The following is a 1692-nucleotide window of genomic DNA, read 5'->3' on the forward strand; positions in this document are numbered from 1 at the left end:
GTCCAGTACGGGCGCGACAGTTACCGTCGGATCACGGCCTTGCTCCGGCGTGACGGCTGGACGGTGAACGTGAAGCGCGTCGAACGGATCTGGCGCCGCGAGGGGCTCAAAGTTCCCACTCGTCAGCCGAAACGGGCACGCCTCTGGCTCAACGACGGCTCCTGCCTGCGACTACGGCCCGAGCGACCTGACCACGTCTGGTCCTACGACTTCGTTGAGCACCGCACGCACAACGGACGCAAGTACCGGATGCTGAACGTCATCGACGAGTTCACGCGCGAGTGCCTGGCGATCCGGGTCGCCCGTAAGCTCAAGGCGCTGGACGTGATCGACGTGCTCTCCGACCTGTTCAGCCTGCGCGGCGTGCCCGGTCATATCCGTTCGGACAACGGGCCGGAGTTCATCGCCAAAGCCGTCCAGGACTGGATCGCGGCGGTTGGATCTGCGACCGCCTACATCGAGCCGGGCAGTCCGTGGGAGAACGGTGACTTACGAGAGCTTCAACGCGAAGCTGCGCGATGAACTCCTCAACGGCGAGGTGTTCTATACCCTCAAGGAAGCCAGCGTCGTGATCGAGCAATGGCGGCGGCACGACAACAGCATCCGACCGCACTCGTCGCTCGGCTACCAGCCGCCTGCGCCCGAGGTCATCATCTGGCCAACGGAACCGAACGGCTCAGTGCCGACCGCTCGCCCCGCCATCGTCGCGCGACCGACGATGCACTAACTTCGAACCTGGGCCACCGGATAGGGGCAGGCCATCACAACCTTGGTTTTGGTGGCGCTCTGGCGGACCTCAGCCCCGAGCACTGGCAACTCGTGCTAGCGAGTGTCACCGATCGGATGCTGCTACATGGCGCGGCGCTCCCACCAGGCTGGCGGCGTGCGCTTGCTCAACGGACAGCGCGTCCTGAGGGGCAGGAGCGAAGAGAGATACGTGTTTTGGCTCTGCGTGCGAAGCGGGAGGAGATCGCTGCCCACGTCGCGCTTGAGCTGGGTCTTGGCGACCTAAAGAGCCTGAGCGCGGCCGATCGTGCTACGGTCGAACAGCAGACCGCTGAGACAATTGAGGGGTGCGGTATGGATGCGGAAGGAGCATCTGACTGCTCGGACGCGGATCGGACGATGCGGCGCCTCCTGTCTGAGCATCGTGCGCTGGCTGGGGGAGGGGGGCCAATCCAAACGACGAGGCTTGAAGCGTGCTGGCCAGATCCCCTCCTTTGCAAGAGGCACTTCGACATGGACACACGCGGCCGCCTGCTTGGCTGGATCGGGGCTGTTGCCGGCCTCATCGGCTTCTGGGTCTTCAACTTCGCCCCCGTGAGCGACCTGCTCCCGCTGAACCAAGCGCTGTTCACAGTCCTCTGCACTCTCCTGGTGATCTGGCTTCTTGACTCGGTGAGCCAGATCTGGGGAAGTCAGACCTGACACTTCTCCCCGCACAGCGGGTCTGGAGCTAGGTGCACCTCCTCAGGCGCGGCAGCCAACGACGCTGACAACTTAACTTAAGTAGCTGTCGCGGATTTCTCGTTCAGCCACCATCGGTTGAGCCACCGGGTAAACACCCGGAAACCCAGGACGGAGGGCCGCCCGTGACCTGACCGGCTGGCTTTGGACCGGGCTGATTGAGAGGATCAGCCAGGATCGGAGGAGTCGGAAATGCGGCGAGGTCAGAAGACAAACGCGGAGCAG

At 63.8% G+C, this 1692-nt stretch carries 1 protein-coding gene and 1 pseudogene; both read left to right on the forward strand.

Features of this window, described 5'->3' with window-relative positions:
* A pseudogene (locus ASF41_RS21400) lies at positions 1 to 727 on the forward strand (IS3 family transposase); the annotation flags it as partial.
* Positions 728 to 1239: 512 nt separating this feature from the next.
* On the forward strand, positions 1240 to 1428 hold the full coding sequence (locus ASF41_RS25340; protein WP_156653433.1) for a hypothetical protein: 189 nt from the start codon (positions 1240 to 1242) through the stop codon (positions 1426 to 1428).
* Positions 1429 to 1692 lie beyond the last annotated feature (264 nt).

The organism is Methylobacterium sp. Leaf111 (assembly GCF_001423285.1).
Taxonomy (GTDB): Bacteria; Pseudomonadota; Alphaproteobacteria; order Rhizobiales; family Beijerinckiaceae; genus Methylobacterium.